This window comes from Planctobacterium marinum (genome assembly GCF_036322805.1).
Lineage (GTDB): Bacteria > Pseudomonadota > Gammaproteobacteria > Enterobacterales > Alteromonadaceae > Planctobacterium > Planctobacterium marinum_A.
The window spans coordinates 315,164-336,358 of the sequence record NZ_AP027272.1 but is presented as its reverse complement, the minus strand read 5'-3'; the positions used below and the strand labels follow the sequence as shown (position 1 = coordinate 336,358).

General features: G+C 46.8%; 13 protein-coding genes. 12 read left to right on the top strand and 1 reads right to left on the bottom strand.

The features are described from left to right. Positions 1-182 precede the first annotated feature (182 nt). The 9 genes from AABA75_RS01500 to AABA75_RS01460 all read left to right on the top strand — a co-directional run bounded on the left by AABA75_RS01500 (position 183) and on the right by AABA75_RS01460 (position 15,035). The gene (locus tag AABA75_RS01500) at positions 183-2,696 is read left to right on the top strand and encodes a glycoside hydrolase family 3 protein (RefSeq protein ID WP_338290613.1); all 2,514 of its coding nucleotides are present in this window, start codon (positions 183-185) and stop codon (positions 2,694-2,696) included. 24 nt (positions 2,697-2,720) lie between these two features. Continuing rightward, positions 2,721-4,061 carry an MFS transporter gene (locus tag AABA75_RS01495; protein WP_338290612.1) on the top strand — a complete coding sequence of 447 codons (1,341 nt, stop codon included), beginning with the start codon at positions 2,721-2,723 and terminating at the stop codon, positions 4,059-4,061. Then, entirely contained in the window at positions 4,058-6,445 is a 2,388-nt protein-coding gene (locus tag AABA75_RS01490) for a GH36-type glycosyl hydrolase domain-containing protein (protein WP_338290610.1), read from the top strand. Before AABA75_RS01495 ends, AABA75_RS01490 begins: the two co-directional genes overlap by 4 nt. Continuing rightward, complete coding sequence (locus AABA75_RS01485; RefSeq protein WP_338290609.1) at positions 6,442-6,951, top strand: gluconokinase; 510 nt, start codon at positions 6,442-6,444, stop codon at positions 6,949-6,951. Before AABA75_RS01490 ends, AABA75_RS01485 begins: the two co-directional genes overlap by 4 nt. Next, positions 6,938-7,723: a CBM9 family sugar-binding protein gene (locus AABA75_RS01480; RefSeq protein ID WP_338290608.1), complete on the top strand. Its 786-nt coding sequence runs from the start codon at positions 6,938-6,940 to the stop codon at positions 7,721-7,723. The genes AABA75_RS01485 and AABA75_RS01480 overlap by 14 nt, the downstream gene beginning before the upstream one ends. A 246-nt stretch (positions 7,724-7,969) precedes the next feature. Then, positions 7,970-10,927 carry a TonB-dependent receptor gene (locus AABA75_RS01475; RefSeq protein ID WP_425325593.1) on the top strand — a complete coding sequence of 986 codons (2,958 nt, stop codon included), beginning with the start codon at positions 7,970-7,972 and terminating at the stop codon, positions 10,925-10,927. 93 nt (positions 10,928-11,020) lie between these two features. Beyond that, positions 11,021-12,571, top strand: coding sequence for a tryptophan halogenase family protein (locus tag AABA75_RS01470; RefSeq protein ID WP_338290605.1), 1,551 nt, complete (start codon positions 11,021-11,023; stop codon positions 12,569-12,571). A gap of 2 nt (positions 12,572-12,573) precedes the next feature. After that, positions 12,574-14,064, top strand: coding sequence for a tryptophan halogenase family protein (locus AABA75_RS01465; protein ID WP_338290604.1), 1,491 nt, complete (start codon positions 12,574-12,576; stop codon positions 14,062-14,064). A gap of 98 nt (positions 14,065-14,162) precedes the next feature. Beyond that, positions 14,163-15,035 carry a class I SAM-dependent methyltransferase gene (locus AABA75_RS01460; RefSeq protein WP_338290603.1) on the top strand — a complete coding sequence of 291 codons (873 nt, stop codon included), beginning with the start codon at positions 14,163-14,165 and terminating at the stop codon, positions 15,033-15,035. A 41-nt stretch (positions 15,036-15,076) separates the two neighbouring features. On the opposite strand, the gene AABA75_RS01455 is transcribed toward AABA75_RS01460, so the two are convergent. Further along, complete coding sequence (locus tag AABA75_RS01455; RefSeq protein ID WP_338290602.1) at positions 15,077-16,297, bottom strand: GAK system CofD-like protein; 1,221 nt, start codon at positions 16,295-16,297, stop codon at positions 15,077-15,079. Positions 16,298-16,558: 261 nt separating this feature from the next. On the opposite strand from AABA75_RS01455, the gene AABA75_RS01450 reads away from it, so the two are divergent. The 3 genes from AABA75_RS01450 (at position 16,559) to AABA75_RS01440 (ending at position 21,193) form a co-directional block, all read left to right on the top strand. Next, complete coding sequence (locus tag AABA75_RS01450; protein WP_338290601.1) at positions 16,559-19,483, top strand: bifunctional diguanylate cyclase/phosphodiesterase; 2,925 nt, start codon at positions 16,559-16,561, stop codon at positions 19,481-19,483. A gap of 145 nt (positions 19,484-19,628) precedes the next feature. After that, a complete protein-coding gene (locus tag AABA75_RS01445) occupies positions 19,629-20,174 on the top strand; it encodes an RNA polymerase sigma factor (protein ID WP_338290600.1) in 546 nt (181 codons plus the stop codon). Beyond that, positions 20,171-21,193 (top strand): FecR family protein, encoded by a 1,023-nt coding sequence (locus tag AABA75_RS01440; RefSeq protein ID WP_338290599.1) that lies wholly within the window; start codon positions 20,171-20,173, stop codon positions 21,191-21,193. Before AABA75_RS01445 ends, AABA75_RS01440 begins: the two co-directional genes overlap by 4 nt. Positions 21,194-21,195 lie beyond the last annotated feature (2 nt).

Here is a 21,195-nt window from a genome sequence, read left to right as displayed (position 1 = left end):
CAACAACCAGCAAATTTATTGTTAAATGGATGTTGTATTTATGTTTATAACATGCAATTCTTATTTTGAGAAAGCGCTTTCTCAATATTTTTAGCAAATTTAGAAAGCGCTTTCCAGTTAAACTGAACAAACAGTATTATTCAGCTCAGCGCTTTTTTGTGTTCCAGGAACGAGTAAAAACCATGAAATCTAAAAAACTGCGTATCGTAACAGGTGTTTTCTTCTTGCTTAGCAGCATTCAATTATCGGCTCAGGTCTCGCTCTGGCCAAAAGATATTTCCGGCTTACCTGAGTCAGACGAGGTAGAGACAAAGATCACCGTTCTTATGCAAGAGATGACTTTGGAACAAAAAATCGCCCAAATGATTCAACCAGAAATCCGGGATATCAGTGTTGAAGATATGCGCCGCTATGGTTTCGGTTCTTATCTCAATGGCGGCGGCTCTTTCCCTTACGGCAACAAACAAGCCAAAGTAGCAGATTGGGTAAAGCTGGCGGACGACCTGTATCGCGCCAGTGTTGATGACAGTCTTGATGGCTCTGCGATACCAACAATGTGGGGCACAGACGCCGTGCATGGCCACAACAATGTTATTGGTGCCACGTTATTTCCCCACAATATCGGCTTGGGTGCGGCAAACAATCCCGAACTCATATCGGATATTGCTCGTGCAACCGCCCTGGAAGTACAAGCGACAGGTATTGAATGGATCTTTGCCCCCACCGTTGCCACGGTACGTGATGATCGCTGGGGCCGCACCTACGAAGGCTATTCAGAGGATCCTGAAATAGTCAAAGCCTACTCCGCTGCTATTGTAAAAGGCTTGCAGGGTTCAGATGCTGCTTTTATGCAGCCTGACAGAGTGATCAGTACCATTAAACACTTTTTAGGTGATGGCGGCACCGTTGGTGGTGATGATCAAGGCGATAATATCGACAGCGAGGCGGATTTAGTCAAACTCCACGCTCAAGGTTACGTCAGTGGTATTCAGGCTGGCGCACTGACGGTAATGGCGTCTTTTAACAGTTGGCATGGCAAAAAGATACATGGTAGCAAGTATTTACTTACTGATGTGCTTAAGGAGCGTATGGGTTTTCGCGGCTTTGTTGTAGGTGACTGGTCCGGACATGGGCAAGTGAAAGGTTGCAGCAACGAGAGCTGCCCGCAAGCCATCAATGCCGGCCTGGATATGTTTATGGCACCGACTCAGGCATGGCGCGCCTTATTCGCCAACACCGTGCAGCAAGCTCGTGACGGCGAAATTCCGATGTCCCGCATTGATGACGCTGTACGTCGCATCTTACGGGTGAAGTTGCTAGCGGGTGTTTTTGAGCGTCCAGCGCCATCAGAACGACAATTCGCCAACAAAACCGAACTGATAGGGGCACCAGAACACCGTGAAATTGCGCGACGAGCGGTGCGCGAATCCCTGGTTCTGTTAAAAAATAAAAACCAGTTGCTGCCATTAAATCCGACACAACATATCCTTGTCGCCGGGGATGGAGCAGACAACATTGGTAAACAATCCGGTGGTTGGACAATTACCTGGCAAGGCACGGGAAATAAAAACAGTGATTTTCCGGGTGCAACATCCATTTACCAAGGCATCGCTGAACACGTTAAGCAAAGCGGCGGTAGCACTGAACTGAGTATTGATGGCAGCTACAGCCAAAAGCCCGACGTCGCAGTTGTCGTTTTTGGTGAGTCGCCTTACGCAGAAGGACATGGTGATCGCAGCGATTTAAACTATCAAGCGGGTGACAAACAAGACCTGGCCCTGCTACAAAAATTAAAAGCGCAAAACATCCCCGTGGTCTCGGTATTCATCAGTGGCCGTCCAATGTGGGTAAACGCTGAGCTAAATGCCTCAGATGCCTTTATAGCTGCTTGGTTACCAGGAAGTGAAGGGCAAGGGATTGCAGATGTGATACTGCGTGATAAAAACAACCAAATCCGCTATCCCATCAGCGGGAAACTCAGCTATTCCTGGCCAGACTCCCCAACTCAGATGATGAACCGCTTTGATGCTGATTACAGTCCGTTATTGCCTTATGGGTTTGGTTTGGAATATGGCGCAACCGGGCCACTTGATAACAAGCTATTACCTGAAAAACTGCAACAGCAAGCGACAGCTTCTTTGCCTCGCATTATTTTCAATGGTCAAACTCAAAGACCATGGATACTCTGGTTACGGGAAGGTAAGCAGCGCTTGCAGGTCAACAGTAATACTCACACTCTTGCGGGGTTGCAGTACCGCACCATTGATAAAGATATCCAGGAAGACGCGGTTAAGGTCAGGTTTTCCGGTAAAAACAATAGCGCCTTGTATATCGCCAGCAAAAGCCATTTTAGAGAAGACTTACGCGCCGAGTTACTGGCCAATGCGGCTCTGTCTTTTGCGCTGAAAATTGAAGAATCAGCGGATAGTCCGCTTTGGTTAATGCAACGTTGTGATAACCCAGATAAGACAAGTTGCGAAGCGAAACTAGACCTGCGTAAATTCACAGCATCTCATCAAAAGTGGCAAACTATCGAGGTACCTTTGCAGTGTTTGCAAGCACTGGGAATGGAATTTCAAAACAGTGTAGTGCCTTTTGAGATCAATAGTGATATTGCACAGACAGTTTCAATCGCCGATGTGCAGCTTGTTAGTACAACATCCGCTACCCCCCAAGCATGCGCAAAGCTGCAGTAGGTCGAGAAAGTGATGAACAACTCAATGAAACTATCCCTCAAGGAAAAACTCGGCTATGCCATGGGGGATGTCGCCTCGAATTTCTACTGGCGGGTACTGGATTTATTTTTATTGATTTTTTACACCGATGTCTTTGGGATCCCTGCGGCGGCAGTGGGTACCATGATATTGGTAACCCGGCTCATCGATGCCTTTTCCGACCCGGTAATGGGGGCAATTGCCGACCGCACTCGCACTCGGTTTGGCCAATTTCGTCCTTATCTGTTGTGGGGGGCCATCCCATTGGCAGCAGCAGGAGTGCTCACCTTTACCGTTCCTGAGACAGGTGAAAACGGCAAACTGCTTTGGGCTTACGCTACGTATATTTTTCTAATGCTGGCCTATACCTTTATTAATGTGCCCTACGGTGCATTGATGGGGATCATGACCTCTGACACGCAACAGCGTACTCAATTAACCTCATTTCGTTTCATCGGTGCTTTTAGTGGCGGTACTCTGGTAGCCTGGTGCACCCCGGAATTGGTGGCCTGGCTAGGCAATGGTGATGATGCAAGAGGTTGGCAACTCGCCATGTTGCTTTACGGTGCGATCACCTGCGGGCTTTTCGCCATAACGTTTTTTACAACACGCGAACGAATTCAGGTACCCGCGCAACAAAACAGCACCGCCCTAACAGACTTGCAAGACCTGTTGCAAAACAAACCTTGGTTAGTGCTATTTTCTCTTGCTTTGATCATCATGCTCACCATTTCATTGCGCGGCAGCTCAGGCACTTTTTACCTTAAATACTACGTAGGGCGAGAAGATCTCATCGGCCTGTTTGGCATGGTTTATATGTTATCACTGGCGGTAGGAGCAGCGATTACTCCTCTACTGTGTAAATTAATGGATAAACGCCGATTGCTGATGTTGTTGATGTCCGCTGTCACCTTGTTTTCAGCGCTGTTCTACTTTCTTCCCAAAGACAATCTGTTACTCATCTTTACCCTGCAGGGTCTGATTGGTTTGTGCCTTGGCCCGAAATCGCCTTTGGTTTTCTCCATGTATGCTGATACAGCTGATTTTGGTGAATGGAAAAACGGTCGACGCGCAACGGCCATGGTATTTTCTGCTGCGGCATTTTCACAAAAATTGGGAGGTGCCCTGGCAGGCGCCATCATCGGCTGGGGGCTGGCCTCATTGGGCTACACCCCAAATCAAATACAGAGCGATGCTTCAGAACACGGAATACTGCTGTTAATGAGCTTACTACCAAGTTTGTTTGCACTTATATCGGTAGTGATTATTCACTTCTACTCTCTGGACGAGCAACGCCTTGACCGGATTCAGGCTGAATTAACCCAAAGACGAGAGGGGCAGTCATGAGTATTCATCCTGGTTTACCCTATTGTTTTGACGAAGAAACCGGCGAGATACGACTGTATTCTCCCTCCACCATTCCCAATGCCAGTGGCTACCTCTGGAACCAGAGTATGCTGCTAAACGTGACTTGTCGTGGTTTTGCCAATAGTCATTTTATGCAACCGGAACCCGCTACCTATTCCGCTGGACCAGCCCTAACCGCAAAAACCTTTTTACAACCAGAGCATTACTATTATCAGGGTCACCCGGGGCGTTTTTTTTATATCAAAGATGATAGTTCCGGGCTAACTTTCTCGTTGCCTTTTGAGCCTATGTGTAAGCCACTGGAGGCATTCCAATTTGAAGTGGCCGATGCTTATGTTTGCTGGCGTATTTCCCATCTCGACTGGTTATTTGAACTCAAAGTAACCTTGCCCAAAGAAGATGTGCTGGAAATGTGGCAACTTAAAATAACCAACAATGGCAAAAATGAACGGGATCTGAGTATATTCCCTTGCTTTAATATCGGTTATCAATCATGGATGAATCAGGAGGCAACATACTGTACCCGGAGCAATGGCATCATTGCGAATAAGGTATCTCCATATCAAAAGCTGGAAGAATACCTGCAACAAAAAGATTTCAAGGAACTGACATTTTTACGCGCCAGCGAACCAGTCACAAGCTATTGTGCCAATTTGGCGCAATTCTTGGGAGATGGCGGCTGGACCGCTCCCGATATGCTGCAGCATGATCGTTTGCCCAATCAAGATGCCGTGTACGAAACACCTGTCGCGGTGTTACAGCACAAAAAACGTTTCGCTGTCGAGGTAGTCAAAGATTTGCGCTTTATCTTCGGCGCCGCCACAGAGCTGCAAGATATCCAGCGTATGAAAGACACTTATCTCAATGAAAGTGGCTATCTTGCTGCGACAAGTGACTATCAACAGTATTTGCAGCAACACAGCAGTTGCATTGCAGTAAAAACGCCTGATGCAGAGCTGGACAATACGATAAACCACTGGTTACCCAGACAGGTGTTTTATCACGGTGACGTTAATCGCCTGACCACGGATCCACAAACGCGAAACTATCTACAAGATGCGATGGGCATGTGTTATCTGGACCCGGGCTATTTTCGCCGGGCGTTACTAACAGCGCTGACACAACAACAGCAAAATGGCGCAATGCCGGATGGCATACTACTGCACGATAACGCCAGCTTGAAATACATCAATGAAGTACCCCATGCCGACCCTTGTGTCTGGTTACCCATTTGTTTGCAGGCCTATATCAGCGAGACTGGCGATCTGGCACTGCTAGAGGAGGTCTTACCTTTTTCCGATAGCGATACCCCGGCTACGGTAGCTGAGCATATTGAATTAGCGATGCAATGGTTGCAATCTCATCAGGATCACCGACATCTAAGCCTTATTCAACAAGGTGACTGGTGCGATCCAATGAATATGGTTGGCCACCAGGGCAAGGGGGTATCCAGCTGGTTATCTATGGCCACGAGTTGGGCCTTTCAGATCTGGTCGGAATTACTCTTGCACAACAATAATCCTGGAAGATCAAAATTCTGGAGTGAGCAAGCGCTTACAATCAACAAAAATATCAACACCTATTTCTGGCATCAAAAATGGTATGGCCGAGGCATCACCGATGCGGGCAGATTGTTCGGCACTGAGCAAGACAGTGAGGGCAAGATATATTTGAATCCCCAAAGCTGGGCTATCTTGAGTCAATGCGCTTCAGAACAACAGCAAGAAAGTATGCTAAAAGCCGTGTTTGCGCATTTGCACAGTCCCCATGGGGTCGCCATGTTGGCCCCGGCTTACACAGCCATGGTAGAAGACATTGGTCGATTAACTCAGAAGTTTCCCGGAGTGGCGGAAAATGGTTCGCTGTATAACCATGCCGCCGCTTTTTATTTGTATGCTTTGTACCAGGCGCAACTCTCAGAGGAAGCGTTTAAAACCTTAAAACAGATAGTGGTTACCACTGAACAGGCAATGGCAAAGCAACAGTTACCCAATTTTGTACCTAATTATTATCGCGGTGCCCATAATTTGCATCCCAAATACGGCGGACTTTCCAGCCGACTGTTTAATACCGGTACCATTGCCTGGTTGATGCGCTCACTGACGGAGCAGCTATTTGGGTTGAAGGGCTGTTCGCAAGGTCTTTTGGTGCAGCCCCAACTGCCAAATCATTGGCCGCAGGCTGAAGTAACCAGGCGATTCCGAGGTTATGTGATAAAGGTGCGATATGAGCGACATAGGGATGTAAAAAACCTGCAGCTTATTTTCAATAAACAACAACTATCTGGCAACCTGCTGAAAACAAAGTACTTGTCAGACAAAAATGATTTGTTGGTATTGTTGCCATCAGAGGCATCTACATGAAACGACTTTATGTTGTTATGGGGGTGAGCGGTTGCGGTAAAAGTACACTTGGGCAACTACTTGCGCAACGCTTAACTGCGCCTTTTTTAGATGCCGATGACTATCACAGTGAAGCCGCCAAAGCACTTATGCGCAAAGGCATAGGACTGAATGATGTAATGCGTGCCCCCTGGTTTGACAGGTTAGAGCAAGCGATTAAATCCCAACCTGAGAGTAGCATTGTTTTGGCCTGTTCAGCTCTGAGCAAAAACCATCGGCAACGCATCAGAGCGATGGCTTCCGAGGTGCGATTTTTGCTATTGGAAGTCGCACCTGACCTCCTTAGCAGCCGACTAGAAAACAGGCAACAACATTTCGCAAATACCAGCCTACTTAAAAGTCAATTGAGTACATTTGAGTATCCGGAAAACGAAAACGACGTATTGCCATTTGACGGCGCCGGGGAATCCGCGATACTCATTGAACATGTGATTGATACCCTGGAGCGCCACAATGTTTGCTGTTAAACAACTTATTGCCATAACCACCACACTTACCTGCTTTTTTAGTGTACCCGCATCAGCAGAGACAATTGATATCAATCATACCAGACTGGCGCCCACAATTGACGGTGTCATGGAGTCGGTATGGCAACAAGCGCCCTGGTGGCCTCTGGACAAGCACATCCTGGGGGAAATACCAAGTAAGGAGGATTTCTCCGGGCGCTTCAAACTACTGTGGGATAAACATAAACTCTACCTTTTGGCAGAAATCACCGATGATGTGCTGATGGACTATTACGCCGATCCCAAAGTGCGTTATTGGGACGACGACTGCCTGGAAATATTTATCGATTCAGACGCTTCAGGCGGCAATCATCTCTATTCCCACAATGCTTTTGCTTATCATGTGGCACTGGATAATCAGGCAGCAGATATTGGCGCTTATAAGGGCGACGGTCCGGAATCGGTAGTGATGCTAAATTCACACCTGCAAAGCCGATGGCAACGTTCACAACAATCTCCCAACAACATAATCTGGGAAGTAGCCTTGAATTTGTACCCAGACAATTATACCGATGAGGCGCCATTACCTCCTATCAAGCTAAAAGAAAACCAGGAAATTGGTTTTATGCTGGCCTATTGCGACGCTGATGCTGGCGGAGCACGGGAGCATTTTATGGGCTCGACAACCATAGTCCCGGTGGAAGGAGACAAGAATCTCGGCTATATCACGGCAGATGTGTTCGGGAAATACCGTCTGACTCACTCAGGCCCAATGCAAAAACAATTAAGGTAATATTTTTATCTTAATAAAATCATACAGTTAACCTTCAACTGTTAAATAATTGTTAATTTTTTTATTGACTGAAAGATATGGCTAGACTAATCTGAGAAAGCGCTTTCTCGAAAGCATGGATGCGTGCCGGCGCCGCGAGAAAGCCCTTTCTCAGATTGAGAGAACATGCGATTACAACTTTAAGAGAGCAACACAGTGAAAAACGCAAAACTTAACAAAACTAAATTAGCCACCAGCGTATCTTTGATACTGGCTGGTTGCGTGGCACTGCCTGCAGTGGCACAAGAAGAAGACGAGCTGAGCAACGTCGAAGTAATTCAGGTTAGCGGTCTTCGAAGTAGTATTCAGGAATCCATGGGTATCAAAAGGGAATCTGCTGGCGTCGTTGATGCGATTTCCGCCGAAGATATTGGTAAATTCCCGGATACCAACTTAGCTGAATCACTCCAGCGCATTACAGGTATTTCCATCAGCCGCAACAACGGTGAAGGTACCCAGGTAACTGCACGGGGCTTTGGTCCGGATTTCAACATGGTCACCTTAAACGGCCGTAGCATGCCCGGCTCAGCTTTACCTGCAGGCGGTGGAGTCCCCAACTCCAGAGCCTTTGATTTCTCAGACCTGGCCTCTGAGGGCATTCGCGGTGTAGATGTATACAAAACTGGTCGCGCCAGTATCGCTACAGGTGGCATTGGTGCCACGATAAATATCCGTACCGCTAAGCCATTTGACGCTTATGAAACTGGCTTAACTGCAAATGTCGGTGTTAAGGGCGTTCACGATACCACTAACCGTGTGGGAGACGATGTCACCCCGGAAGTGTCCTCCATTGTTAATTGGGTAAACGACGACAAAACCTTTGGTTTTACATTCGCAGGTTCTTTCCAGCAGCGGGACAGTGGAGCCCTCGGTGCATTTGTAAACCAGTGGCGAGTTAACCCCTTTGACGGTACGGTGCCACAATCACCCAACCCCGATGTAAACCCGGCAGCCGGCGCGCCAGTAGTGTTAAATAATGCACCTGAAATCGGTCAGCTATTTGCCATTCCTTCCGACCTGCGTTATTTCGTTGCAGATCGTGAGCGAGATCGTACCAATGCCCAATTTACCTTCCAGTTTGCCCCATCTGAAAAAATGACCGCAACGCTGGATTACACATACTCTAAGCAGGATTTATTTGAAGCGCGTGCTGAGCAATCCATCTGGATGGACGACCGCTACTTTGCAGAACTCACCTTTGATGATGAAGTTGTGGCTACACCTATCCATATTACCCAAGAACGCCGCGATCTGGCACCCAGAGACTTGGGATTAGCGTTACAAGAGCTTAACCAAGTCAACGAAAATAAATCTCTGGGTTTTAACCTGGAGTATCAGGTAAACGATGACTTTTCCTTAGTTTTTGATGTGCACAACTCCAGTGCAGAGGGCCGACCAGATGCACCCTATGGCACCTGGACCAACTTTGGTTTAGGGGCCAACGTAGTGCGCGGTCAGGGTGTCGATTTCTCCAACGACTTCCCCATCATGATGGTGGATTTCGACGATGTGTCTCGTGGTAATCTCAATCCTAACGGCATGCTCGATCAAGATGATGTGGGCACCTCTATTTTGGATATGAACTTCAGTTCGCAAGATACCGAGGTCACCCAAGCCAAAATTGACGGCAGCTATGACTTTGATGAAGGCAGTATCAACTTTGGTATTGAATCTCGCGCCATGGAAAGTACCTCATTGCAGTCCTTAACCCGTCATACCATGGGGAACTGGGGTATCGAGAACCCGGGTGAATTACCAGCTGGCTCTTTAACGCCATTAAATTTATCTGCTGAATTTGACGATTTTGATGCTTCCGGTATCTACTCAGAAGGCTTCACCGGCAGTGTTGCTGAGTTGGGTGCTTTTGCAGCGGGCGCTTATGGTTTTGACTTTGTCGCTAACAATCCATTTGCCACCAATCGAACCATTGAAGAAGACATTACAGCTGTCTATTTTGAATTTGATATCTCTGGCGAACTGGGCGAGATGCCTTACAACCTGTTGATGGGGCTGCGCTACGAAGATACAGAAGTTACATCGATTGCCAATATCAGTTTACCTAGTGCCGTTGCTTGGGAAAGTAATAACGATTTTAACGTGCGCTTTGGCAGCGATATGCAAGACGTCTCCATCACGTCTGATTATGATCATTTGTTACCATCAATCGACTTTGATATTGAAGTGGTAGACAACGTCATTGCCAGAGTTTCTTATAGTAAAACCATTGCACGACCAACATACAACAACTTAAGTGCTGCCTCTTCGGTGTCTACACCCAATTTCCCGACCTTGTTATCTGACGGTCCCACTGCAACGGCCAGCTCCGGAAACCCGGCATTGAAGCCGCTTGAATCAGACAATATTGATATCTCGGTAGAGTACTACTTTGATGATACCAGTTATGTTTCCTTAGGTTTTTATGACAAGCGGGTACGCAACTTTATTGGTAACGATCAAGTTGAAGAGAGCGTGTATGGCTTACGAGACGCCACTGCAGGTCCCAGGGCCATCGCTGCGATTGCTGAGCTGGAGCGACTAGGTATTCCGTTAAGCGATACCAGTTTGTTCAATATGGTAGCCGCTATGGAAAACAACATCGATTACTTCTCGCTAACCGATGAACAATTTGAGGCGCAATTCGATATTCTTCCCAATGGCGACGACCCGCTGTTGACCTTTATCAACAGTAAACCGGTGAATAACAAAAGTGCCAATATTTACGGCTTCGAAATGGCGGTACAGCACTTCTTTGGAGACACCGGCTTTGGTATCCAGGCAAACTATACAACCGTTAACGGCGACGTTGGCTTTGATATAACAGCGGATCCGTCGGTAACACAGTTTGCCTTGGTGGGTCTGAGTGATACCGCCAACGTAGTGTTGATGTACGAAAAAGATGCCTGGCAAGCGCGTATTGCCTACAACTGGCGTGACGACTTCCTGAATACGACGTCTCAATATGTTAATGAGCCGAGCTTTACTGAGGCATTATCGCAAATCGACTTTAACGTGTCGTATGAGTTCAATGAAGACCTGACAGTGTTTGTTGAGGGCATTAACATCACAGAAGAGAACTCCAGAACTCACGGTCGAACCAGTGCCCAGTTGTGGCGCATGGAAGAATTAGGCGCGCGTTATGCTATCGGCATGCGCTATAAATTCTAGCCGAGAGTAAATGTGATAGTAAGGAGCACAGGGTTGTGCTCCGCTATTACTGCCAGATATGATAAAAACGCGTTTTAACAACCCTACTGTGCCATGCGTGAAATAAGTAATGTCCTGATTTTAGGTGGTGGTAGTGCTGGCTGGTTGACGGCTGGCCGCATCGCTGCACAATTACAACAGCGCCAGCCTGAGATTATGGTTACCCTGGTAGAGTCACCGACCCTGTCAAAGATTGGTGTCGGTGAAGGCAGCTGGCCCTCGTTACGCCATACACTGAGACAAATCGGCATCAGTGAGCAACAATTCTTAGTGTTTTGTCAAGCTTCATACAAACAAGGTTCAAAGTTTATTGGCTGGCGCCATAACCAGCCGAATGACGCCTATTACCACCCCTTTACCAACCCCACAGGTTACACCGAACTCAATCTGGTTCAGCACTGGCAAAGTAGCAAGACAGCCAGCTTCGCCGACAGTTTTTGTGTGCAGCCAGGTATTTGTGAAGCTGGACTTGCCCCAAAGCAACAGGCAACCCCGGATTACGCCCACGTACTCAATTACGGCTACCATTTCGATGCTGACAAACTGGCAGAGCTGCTGACCTTACATTGCACACAAAAGCTAGGTGTAGTGCATATCCGCGATCATATTGAAGCAGTTGAAAGCCACGCAAATGGGGATATCAAAGCCCTGATTGGTCAGCAATCAGGTCCGCTTGAAGCTGACTTATTTATTGATTGCAGCGGCATGGCCGCGCGTTTAATTGAAAAACACTTCGATGTGAAGTGGCGTAGCGTCGCAGAGGTTTTACCGGTCAACTCTGCACTTGCGTCACAGGTACCCTATGTATCAACTGATGCACCCATCCAATCTACCACCAATGCCACCGCCAAGGCCAAAGGTTGGGTTTGGGATATTGGTCTATACCACCGTCGCGGTGTCGGTTTTGCCTATGCCCAAGAACACTGTAGTGACGAAGAAGCTCACGACACCCTGTATCAACACTTAAAAGCGCAACTTCCAGAAGATAAATTGCAAGCACTTACTTTCAGAAAATTATCGTTTAACCCGGGCTATAGAGAAAAACTCTGGCAAAACAACTGTATCGCGATTGGGATGTGCGCCGGGTTCATCGAACCGCTGGAAGCCTCAGCCATTGCCATGGTAGAGCTCAGTATAAATATGTTATGTGAGGAATTTCCTCGCAACCGCGAGCACATGGCACTACTGTCAAATCGTTTTAACAAACGTTTTGCTTATCGATGGCAGCGGGTAATCGATTTTGTCAAGCTGCACTACGTGCTGAGCGAGCGTCAGGATTCAGACTTCTGGCGGAGTCATCGCCTGCCTGAATCCATTCCCGAGTCGTTACACATTCTATTACAATTGTGGCGCTACCAAGCTCCTTCCCGGTTGGACTTTATCGAAAATGAAGAGGTCTTCCCCTCAACCAGCTATCAATACATTTTATATGGCATGGGCTTTGAAAGTGATATCGCAAAAGACACGCCCTATTTTCTGAGTAAGGCACGCGTCGCAGAATTACAACGTCAGACTGAACTCACTCGCCAGAAGTATCAACAGGGTTTACCTCAAAACCGCGTATTGTTGAGCTTCCTACACCAAAAACACCAAGAGATGAAATAACAATGAATACTTTGCCAGGCAACAAACCCGTATCGAAAGTGGTCATTGCGGGCGGCGGAACCGCTGGATGGATGGCAGCCGCTGCACTGTCAAAACTGCTGGGAAAAAGTATCCAGGTGACGTTAGTGGAGTCAGATGAAATTGGCACTGTCGGAGTGGGTGAAGCCACCATCCCGCCAATTCGCACCTTGCACAAATTGCTGGGCATTGACGAGCGAGAATTCATGCGCGCTACCAATGCGACTTTTAAACTGGGTATCCAATTTGAGAATTGGGGGGCGCAAGGCGACAGCTATATCCACTCTTTTGGCATTACCGGACGCGAATGTTGGGCCGGGGAATTTCATCATTTTTGGTTAAGGGCAAAATCCCAAGGTCTGGATATGCCCTTTGGTGCATTTTGTTTAGAGCACGAAGCCGCCATTGCTAATAAGTTTGCACTTACCAACGATGTACCTCTCAATTTTGCTTACCACCTGGACGCCACGCGATACGGACTATTTTTACGTGACATGGCAAAGCAGCATCAGGTACAACGCAAAGAAGGGAAGATAACCCGGGTTCAGCAATGCCCCAAAAGCGGCTTTATTTCCGCCTTAACGCTGGACAGTGGAGAACAGGTAGAAGGTGATCTGTTTATCGATTGCACCGGCTTTAGAGGTTTATTAATAGAGCAAACTTTGCATACGGGTTATGACAACTGGTCTCACTATCTGCCCTGTGACAGTGCGCTTGCCGTACAATGCGGCGGGAATACTTCTCCCCGCCCCTACACTCGCTCAATCGCGCATGAAGCAGGCTGGCAGTGGCAAATCCCACTGCAAAATCGCATCGGCAACGGTCTGGTGTATGCGCAAGGTTTTATTGATGACGACAAAGCCAAAGCATTATTGATGAATAACCTACCTGGCGAACCGTTGCATGATCCGCGCGTGATCCGCTTTACACCTGGAAAACGACGCAAAGGCTGGCACAAAAACTGTGTCGCATTGGGTTTGGCTTCGGGATTCATAGAGCCTCTGGAATCCACAAGTATTCACCTGATCATGACAGGACTGGTGCGCCTGATGCGGCTATTCCCAAGCAACGGCATTACCGAATCGGCGATTAACGAATACAACAACAAGTTCGACAGTGAAATGCAGTGCATTCTGGATTTTATCGCGATGCATTATGCCGTCACCGAGCGCCGGGACAGTGGTTTCTGGCGTCATTGCGCCACTATGGAGCTGCCAGCATCACTGCAGCACAAAATAGCTTTATTCAAGGAAACCGGACGGGTATTTTTGGATGATGGCGACATATTTCGTGTGGACTCGTGGACTCAGGTGATGCTAGGCCAGCGTTTGCTCCCGGCCCAATATCACCCAATATGTCACGAAATGGGGCAAGCGGAGTTCCAGCGCTTTATGCAAGGTTTACAGCAACAGGTTAAAAGCAAATGTGAACGGTTACTGGAGCACGGAGAATTCGTTCAGCGCTATCTAGGCTAAACCTTATTGACAATTTTTTCGTAAGCGGTTGTAAATTTGGTTGCAGGGCAGACAAATACTCAATAGTGTTTCCAAAGTGCATTCAACTGAGATAAACCATGATAACCAAATTAAAACTCGCGACACTGAGCAAGTCTCTGCTCATCGGCTCTCTGCTGGCCGCTTTTAGCGCTAATACGCTGGCTCACGACCACGGTAATAAAGCACTGCAATCGATAATCGAGGCGCGCCCTGCAGAAATGCAGGCCCGCGACCAGTACCGCAATCCACAAGAGACCCTGGATTTTTTCGAAGTTAAACCCGGAATGACTGTGGCAGAAGCCCTTCCCGGCGGGGGTTGGTATTCCGGGATTTTAGCCGATTACCTTGGTAAAGACGGGGCACTGTATGGAATCAATTACGTCGATAGTATGTGGGCGCGTTTCGGCTTTTTCAGTGAAGAGCGTATTACAGAAATGAAAGCCGCCACCAAAGCCTTCCCCGGCTTAGTAGCTGAGCTATCTGACAGTGGTATTGCCGTTGAGGGCTATACCTTTGAAACCATTCCCGAAGCTTTAGATGGTACTGTTGATCGCGTTTTGTTTATTCGCGCCCTGCACAATTTAAATCGCTTTGAAAGCCAGGCAGGCACACTCACTCAAGCATTAAAAGCCACTTATAACATGCTCAAGTCCGATGGTCTTGTGGGTGTGGTACAGCACGCAGTTGCTGAGTCGGATGCAGATAACGATGGTAGCCGCGGATATCTGAAAGCCTCACAAGTGCAAGCGGCGTTTGAAGCGGCAGGTTTTGAATTAGTGGCCAGTTCTGACATCAACAAAAACCCCAAGGACGAGCCCACAGCTAGTGACATTGTCTGGCGCTTACCGCCATCATATGTTGGTGTTGGTGATGATGCCGACAAGAAAAAAGCAGCGGATGCCATTGGCGAATCCAACCGCATGACCTTGCTGTTTAAGAAAAAAAGCTAAGAAAAATAAGGGGGAATAGCAAGCAAACTCCTTCCCCGAATTTAGGTTAAAGAAATGATGGCCTTAACTAAACTAAGGTCATCATAATAATCGGGTCGCTCTTCACTCATCAGCGGCGTATCAATGATCTGTATGCCCATCTCGCTAAATCGCTTGATATCCAAGCATTCACTTCCTCGCAGCTTGCGGCTGTCGTAGAGAATAAAGTTCAATAACCGAGTCACTGCCACCGGTTGCTCAAATTGTCCTTGTAACCTTTGCAACAACGTATCCACTTGATCATTGATAGACATTCCTACCTGCTCAGGATCCCGGCCACGATTGGGAATATAGACTTTGGGACAGGCGTTATTGGCAATACATTCAGCCACGCCATAAGGTAATAAATTGGCCACCAGGCTTGAATAGAAGCTACCGGGCGGATAGCAAATCAATTCAGCACTGGCAATGAGTTTGCGATTGCGTTTTTTAAGCGTTGTAGTGACCCGGTTTAGAGAATCTAAATCCGTGCTCAAGCGCAGCTTTTTAATGGGACTGGTAACAGGCGGCTGTTCCTTACCAGTAAGTAAGTGCTGACCAATGATTTGCGTCCCATCCTCGAGTTCAGCAGCCAGATGGTAGTTGTCCTCGGTGATACTACGGACTATCCCTTGTACTTTAACCAGTTCAGAGAATAAGAAAATGATAGGATCAAGTTCGCGATGCTGATTAACATAGCCGCCCACCAGAATCAGATTGCCGATACTAGCACCGCGCAAGTTAAACGCACCGGGCATCACTTTAAGAAAGTAGCCAAGGTGATTGCAGATGAGACTGCGCATGGGATTGAGAATATCTTTGGTTAGCTCATCCTCACCGGCCACCATGGCCTCGAGGCGCGACCGCAATATTTGATTGTCGGTGGTTTTATCAAACCGATAATTGAACAGGCGCAAGATTTCGGGATTACCCAATACGGTTTCGTCCGCAAGTGCCATCATACGACTGCGTAAATCCCCCACCGCCGGCATATCGAAAAATTCACGTATCACAGCAGAGCTGCCACCAGAGTCAAATGGGGTCACCAAATGAATGGAATTATGGGTGTAATCTTTCAGTTTACGGGCCACGCCATTGAGGGCACTACCGCCACTGAAAAATAGAATGCGGGGACCTAACTCGGGAATTTTTTCATAACGACTAATGCGCATGCGATCCGGAATAATTACGCCTCGTGTCACAACAAGGTCATTATAATCTGTTTCATCTAGACGTGTTTGCACCGGTGCTTATTCCTTGATTTTCAGGAGGTAAAGACAAATTAGCCTGATTGCACAATAATAGTTTTTGTTTAAAGCTATATCATAGCCACATCCACAATCAATACTAACAAGCCAAGAATAAATTTTATGTAACTCTACACAGTATTTGATTTGGGATAATATCGATACGTTGCTAGTATGTAGACTATGCGCAAAATGATTCCCTGCAACATCAAATAAGGAAAAACGAGCAAGGTTGTGTAACTTTGCTATGGTCATTCAATGCCCGCGACAAAACAACTTTCAAAACAAGACATCAACGTAAAATTTACCCTGTTAACAGTGCTCTCCGCCATCGTCTTGATTTTGGCCTTGATCCTCTTTGAAGCAATCAGCAACGAACGTCACCATCAAAATCAAGTGGCAGAGGTAACCTCCGAATTAACCGAACTACGGGCCAGTCTTGAATACACCATTAACCGCAATATCAATCTAACCAGAGGTTTAGCCACCTATATCTCCATCAACCCGGACCTTCAGCAACAAGAATTTGCTCGCTTCGCAGCCCCTTTACTGGCGAGTGAAAATCAGATCAGAAATATCGGTGCAGCAAAAAATCTGGTCGTTACCCATATGTATCCACTGCTAGAAAATCAGCAAGTGATCGGGTTAGATTATCGAGAGATTCCTGAGCAAATCGAAGCGGCCAATAAAGCCATACAACTGAACAAAACCATAATGGCAGGGCCACTAAAGCTGGTGCAAGGGGATGTTGGCTTGATTGCCCGAACACCTATCCAGAACGCCCAAAACGGCAAAAGTTGGGGACTGTTATCCGTGGTACTTGATTATCAAGCTATTATGGAAGCCAGCGGGGTCGCTCAGCGAAAATCTTTGAATTTGGCTATCCGGGGCAAAGACAGTAAAGGGGCTAACGGGGAGTTCTTCTATGGTAAGAGTGAGATAACACAACAGGATCCTGTAGCCCAGTCAATCCAGTTTTCCTATGGCAACTGGCAACTTTTGGCTACTCCGGCTAAAGGCTGGGATGAACTGCATATTCATTCTCCTATATGGTTCACTGCCGTATTGCTGTTTAGCTTGTGCTTGCTGGTATTAAGGCATCGCTATAAAAGCGAAATGCTGTACCTCAGCTCAGTCAATAACCTGGTAGAATCTGAGAAGAAATTTCGCAATATTTTCCATAACCACAACGCGGTTATGCTGCTGATAGACAAGGACAGCGGTAAGATTGTGGATGCCAATGCCGCCGCCCTGGATTTTTACGGATACAGCCACAAAGATCTGGTGAGTAAACGCATTCAGGAAATCAATACCATGTCGGAACAGGAAGTTGCTGCGGAAATGGAAAAAGCGGCCCTGTTAAACCAAAACTATTTCACCTTTCAGCATCGCCTGGCCAATGGCGAAATTCGCTATGTAGAAGTGCATTCCACCCCTATTATTTCGGATGACAGGCGAATGCTCTTTTCCATAATTCACGACATTACTGCACGAGTTGAAAACGAGCAAAAGCTCAAACTGGACGCTAAAGTATTTGAGCATTCTCAAGAAGGCGTATTGGTTACAGACGCTCAAAATCGCATTATTACCGTCAATCGAGCCTTTACCGATATCACCGGTTACAAGCAGGAAGACGTTGCTGGGGACAATCCCGCCATCTTGCAATCTGGCCGTCATGACTCTGTGTTTTATGAGGATATGTACAAGGATATTGTCCGCCAGGGTTATTGGAAAGGCGAAATCTGGAATCGCAAAAAAGATGGCACTATTTATCCACAACTACTCTCCATTAGTAAGGTGGAAAATGATGCCAATCAGCTTACCCACTATGTCGCAGTGTTCTCTGACATCACCCGGTTAAAACAATCAGAAGAGCGCATGGAACAGCTGGCCCATTATGATGCCTTAACCGGCTTGCCAAACCGTCTACTGTTAAAATCACGTATTGAACACGCCATTGAACGCGCCAAGAGAAACTCAGACGAAAAAGTAGCGGTCTTATTTTTGGATTTAGATCATTTCAAAGTGGTAAACGACAGTTTAGGTCACATGGTGGGCGATGAGCTCTTGCGCCAGGTGGCGACACGCCTGAGATCATCGCTACGGGAAGAGGATACGATAGCCCGCTTGGGAGGAGATGAATTCGTTATTTTGCTGGAGGGCATCACAGAGCTGCGAGACCTCAATGCAATAGCGCAAAACATAATCGAAGAAGTAAAAACGCCGTATTTGTTAAATGATTGCCACGAAACATCTGTGGGCACCAGTATCGGTATCGCTGTCTATCCTGACGATAGTAGCGACATAGAAAAGCTGTTTACCTATGCTGATTCGGCAATGTACAAAGCCAAACAGAATGGCCGCAATACCTATGCTTTCTATACAGAATCCATTACCCAGCAGGCCGATCAACGCTTCCGATTGAGCAATCAACTCTCCAAAGCCATTGAACGCTGTGAATTGGAGCTGTATTACCAACCACAGATAGATATGGTCAGCAAACGCATTATTGGTGCTGAGGCATTGATCCGCTGGAACCATCCAGACGATGGCTTACTCACACCTTGGGCGTTTATTGGTATTGCAGAGGAAACCGGCATCATTCACGAAATATCAAAATGGGTGATACAGCAAGGTTGTCAGCAATTGAAAAAATGGCAAGAAGCTGGCCACCAGTTAACCCTGTCCATCAATATTTCTCCGCGCGACTTCCGCTACGATGATTTTTACGATCAAGTGGCTAAAAACATACAAAGCAGCGGCATCACAGCCAATGGACTGGAGCTGGAACTAACCGAAAATGGCTTGATGGAAACCTCTGGGAATATCCGAGAGTTGCTGCAACAACTTAAATCCCTTGGTATTTCTTTGGCGGTGGACGACTTCGGCACTGGTCACTCCTCTATTGCCTATCTCAAGCACTTTCCGGTGGACAAATTAAAAATTGACCGCAGTTTTGTGAAAGATATTGACGTTGATCCCGCCGATAAAATGATCACTGAAACCATTATTGATATGGCTCGCAACTTCAACCTCAAAGTTGTTGCTGAGGGCGTTGAAACCCTTCCCCAGCACGACTTATTACTAGAACTGGAATGCGACATAGCCCAAGGCTATTTGTATAGTAAACCCGTGCCATTGAATGAGTTCGAAACACTATTAGAGAAAAATAGTTTGGCATAATTCTGCAGTTAAGACGTCTTCTCACTATATCGTGATAACTGCTACACAATATTAAGCCCCAAAGTGACAAAAACATCTGTTATCACCCACAATCGTTACATAATAAACAGTAAGTGTTGTGAAGCCAGGAACCCATATCAAAGTAATGTCTTCTATTGAGACAATATTTGAAGCGCACAGAGAAAGCTTGGCCAGCTTTATTGCCAAGCGGATCGGTTCGCCAGCCAGTACCGACGATATTATGCAGGACCTGTACATAAAACTGCAAACAATCGATAGCGCCACTATTAAGTACCCTAAGGCTTACTTGTTTCGCATGGCCAATAACCTGATCATCGATGAGCAACGCAAACAAAATCGCTATGTATCTGAAGAGGAAGCGCCGCAGCCAGAATCACAACAGGGTCCTGAGCAAATCATCCAACATCGCCAAAAACTTGAGGTAATAAAAGACGCATTGCAGGAGCTGCCAGAGAAGACTCGAGATGTGTTTTATCTACAAAAACTCGGTGATATTGATAAAAATCAGGTGGCCAGGCAACTTGATATCAGTGTTAATATGGTGGAAAAACACTTGCGCAAAGCGTTGAGTTTTTGCCAGTCAAAACTCAAAAAATATGAAGATGCATTACTCAAATCAGAGCAAAGTACGTCTAAGTACAATATAAGCCGAAAACAAGCGCCAAAATGAACTCGCTCCAACAACAAGATATTGAACAACAAGCCCGTGATTGGCTGGTGAAACTGGAATCTTCTGAGCTTAGTGCCGAACAAGAGGACTTGTTTATTGCCTGGCTAGGAGAGAGCGACGCTCATGGTATTGCCTTCCAGCAGGCGGAGCAAACATGGCAATTGATGCACGAAGCAAAAAAGTCTGTCACCACTGAAACACAAGGAGAAAAGGTCATCTCCCTGGCAAAGCAACGGGGACGATTAACAGCCAAGGAACGAAACACTAAGAGTCAATCCGGCAATAGTATTGCTCGCCTGGTGATGTCGTTAGCTGCCACCGTATTGTTGAGTTTCATGGCATTATTTTGGGGACAAGAAGCTTGGTGGACGCTCACCGCGGATCACTTCACAGCAACCGGGCAAACACAACAACGTACTCTCCCCGATGGCTCAGTTATTACCCTCAACACCCATTCAGCCATTAAGCTGCATTTCTCAGAGAATGAACGTCTTGTGGAATTACTATCCGGTGAAATCTATGTTGATGTTTATTCTGATAAAACACGACCATTTGTGGTGGAAGCCGGAGCCATGCGAGTCACAGCATTAGGTACTGAGTTTAACGTTAAAAAGAATGCCGGTAACACACCGACTGTGGTAGTGACTGAGCACAAAGTTAAAGTTGAAAACACCCAAAAGAACGCGGCTGAACTTGTACTGCAAGAAGGCCAGCAGGTTAAACTGGAAACCCAATACAACCGCTTCAGTAACGTCCAGAATGTCGATATCCAACAAACTCAGGGCTGGTTACAAAAAAAACTCATCTTCGAAAATGAGCTGTTTGGTAACGTTGTTAACGAATTAAGACGCTATACTAAAAAACAGATAATTATACGCAATAGCAATATCGAGCAATTACGGGTCACCGGAGTTGTACAGTTAGATGATCCCATAGCAGCACTGCGATCACTTACAGAGCAGCTAAACCTGAGCTTCAATACGGCTACACCCTATGTGATTTTGATTGATAAAGGTTAACC

Coding starts and splice junctions, on each gene's coding strand:
- AABA75_RS01500 (WP_338290613.1), top strand. CDS start 183: ATGAAATCTAAAAAACTGCGTATCGTAACAGGTGTTTTCTTCTTGCTT.
- AABA75_RS01495 (WP_338290612.1), top strand. CDS start 2,721: ATGAAACTATCCCTCAAGGAAAAACTCGGCTATGCCATGGGGGATGTC.
- AABA75_RS01490 (WP_338290610.1), top strand. CDS start 4,058: ATGAGTATTCATCCTGGTTTACCCTATTGTTTTGACGAAGAAACCGGC.
- AABA75_RS01485 (WP_338290609.1), top strand. CDS start 6,442: ATGAAACGACTTTATGTTGTTATGGGGGTGAGCGGTTGCGGTAAAAGT.
- AABA75_RS01480 (WP_338290608.1), top strand. CDS start 6,938: ATGTTTGCTGTTAAACAACTTATTGCCATAACCACCACACTTACCTGC.
- AABA75_RS01470 (WP_338290605.1), top strand. CDS start 11,021: ATGCGTGAAATAAGTAATGTCCTGATTTTAGGTGGTGGTAGTGCTGGC.
- AABA75_RS01465 (WP_338290604.1), top strand. CDS start 12,574: ATGAATACTTTGCCAGGCAACAAACCCGTATCGAAAGTGGTCATTGCG.
- AABA75_RS01460 (WP_338290603.1), top strand. CDS start 14,163: ATGATAACCAAATTAAAACTCGCGACACTGAGCAAGTCTCTGCTCATC.
- AABA75_RS01450 (WP_338290601.1), top strand. CDS start 16,559: ATGCCCGCGACAAAACAACTTTCAAAACAAGACATCAACGTAAAATTT.
- AABA75_RS01445 (WP_338290600.1), top strand. CDS start 19,629: ATGTCTTCTATTGAGACAATATTTGAAGCGCACAGAGAAAGCTTGGCC.
- AABA75_RS01440 (WP_338290599.1), top strand. CDS start 20,171: ATGAACTCGCTCCAACAACAAGATATTGAACAACAAGCCCGTGATTGG.